Source organism: Pseudomonas sp., from assembly GCF_032058845.1.
Taxonomy (GTDB): Bacteria; Pseudomonadota; Gammaproteobacteria; order Pseudomonadales; family Pseudomonadaceae; genus Aquipseudomonas.
In genome coordinates, this window is sequence record NZ_DAMCCR010000049.1 from 1 (window position 1) to 2,237 (window position 2,237).

Below are 2,237 nucleotides of genomic sequence, written 5' to 3' on the forward strand. Positions count from 1 at the left end.
CACCCGGCACGCGTGCCGGCTACCTGCGAGGCTTCGCAGATGCCCTCGCGGCGCGGCGCCAGGCGCTGGTCGAGCTGCAGATGCGCAACAACGGCAAGCCGCGCGCCGAGGCCGAGGTGGACCTCGATGACGCCGTGGTGACCTTCACCTATTACGCCGACCTCGCCGACGATCTGGCCGCCCGCCAACACCGCCTGGTGGCCCTGGCTGCGCCCGGCTTCAGCGCGCACACCCGCCTGGAAGCCATCGGCGTGGTCGGGCTGATCGTGCCGTGGAACTTCCCCTTGGTGACCAGCGCCTGGAAAATCGCCCCGGCCCTGGCTGCGGGCTGCACGGTGGTGCTCAAGCCGTCGGAAGTCACGCCCCTCATCGAGCTGGCGTACGGGCAGATCGCCGAGGAACTGGGCCTGCCCGCAGGCGTGCTGAACATCGTTGGCGGCAAGGCCGAGGTCGGTGCCGCGCTGAGTGCGCACCCAGGCCTGGACAAACTCTCCTTCACCGGCAGCAATGCGGTGGGCAGCCGGGTCATGCACAGCGCCGCCGAGCAGTGCCGGCCGCTGACCCTGGAACTGGGCGGCAAGTCGGCGATCATCGTCTTCGAAGACTGCGACATCGATCAGGCCATCGAGTGGATCATCGCCGGCATTGCCTGGAATGCCGGGCAGATGTGCTCGGCCACCTCGCGCCTGCTGATCCAGGAGGGCATTGCCGACGCCTTGCTGCCGCGCCTGGCCGAGGCGCTGAGTGCACTGCGCCTCGGTGCCCCGCTGGGTGGCGATGTCGACATGGGCCCACTGACCAGCGAAGCGCAGTGGCGCAAGGTGGGCGACTATTTCGCGGTGGCCGAACAGGAGCGCCTGTGCTGCCTGACGGGTGGGCGAGCGCTCGAGCGCCAGGGATGGTTCGTTGCGCCGACGCTCTATGTCGATGTCCCCACCGACAGCCGTTTGTGGACCGAAGAGATCTTCGGCCCGGTGCTCTGTGCGCGGCGCTTCACACGTGAAGACGAAGCCGTCGCGCTGGCCAACGACAGCCGCTTCGGCCTGGTCGCCACGGTCGCCAGTGCCGACCTGCCACGTGCCGAGCGCGTGGCAGCGGCCCTGGAGGTCGGCCACGTGTGGATCAACTCGATCCAGGCGGTGTTCGTGGAAACCTCATGGGGCGGCACCAAGGGCAGCGGCATCGGCCGTGAGCTGGGGCCGTGGGGGTTGAGTGCGTATCAGTCTGTGAAGCATGTGACGCGGTGTCTGGGGTGAGGTGTCGGTCCCGCGAGCAGGTGTTCTAGGCGAATGCACCGTCTTCTTGCGAATCGACCCGATAAGCATCAGCGCTCGGAAGACCACGCTCAACCTGGGCGCCGAGCATGGATATGACGCCGCACTGACCCTCTCGACTACGCCAGCACTGGGCAAGTGTCATGCGCTCAGGCGCGCCAGGTGGACGCGCCGCTGGGCAGGCCAGCCACCCTGGGTCAGTGCTGACACTGCCCTCGCAGTACCGCCAGACACCGCTGCTGCCGCTGCTGCGCCGCATACGCCACCTGCGGCCATAGCATGACGGTCTCTCCCGGCAGGCACTGCGCCAGGCGCGCCACCGCCAGCGGGCTCAGGGCGCCCAGACGCGGATAGCCGCCGATGGTCTGGCGATCGTTGAGCAGGATGATCGGCTGGCCGTCGGGCGGCACCTGCACCGCGCCCAGGGGGATACCTTCGGAGATCAGGCCGGGGCCGCCGTACTGCAGCGGCTCGCCGGTCAGGCGCAGGCCCATGCGGTCGCTGCGCACATCCACCGTCCACGGCTGGTTGAAGGCGTCGAACAGGCTCTGACCTGTGAAGCCGCTGGCCTGGGCACCGAGGATCAGCTCCAGGTGAGCCGGGCTGCGCAGGTCCGGGATCAGTGCGGTGGGCACAGCTCCAACTGCCCCTGAACGTCCCACTGCAACGGCGGCTGACGAACACGCCTGGCCATGCCCTTCCAGGCGGTCACCCACACGCAGCGCACTGCCCTGCCCGTCCAGCCCGCCTACGCCCTCACGGCTGACCGTCGCACAGCTCCCGGCCAACGACGGCGCCTGCACCCCACCGGGTAGCGCCAGATAGGCCCGCGCGCCGAGCCGTGGGCTGGCGAAGCACAGGCGCTGGCCGGCCTTGACCGTGAACGGCTGCCAGACGGCCAGCGGCTGCCCATCGAGGGTGGCACCCAGGTCTGCGCCCGCCAGGGCCAGCCAGCCGTCACCC

General features: G+C 69.4%; 2 protein-coding genes. One reads left to right on the forward strand and one right to left on the reverse strand.

The features are described from left to right. The coding region (locus RT028_RS11280; RefSeq protein ID WP_312934929.1) for an aldehyde dehydrogenase family protein at positions 1-1,256 on the forward strand (1,256 nt) is incomplete at its 5' end. A 215-nt stretch (positions 1,257-1,471) separates the two neighbouring features. Here the strand turns inward: RT028_RS11280 and RT028_RS11285 are convergent. After that, on the reverse strand, positions 1,472-2,237 hold a 766-nt coding region (locus tag RT028_RS11285; protein ID WP_312934930.1), incomplete at its 5' end, for an allophanate hydrolase.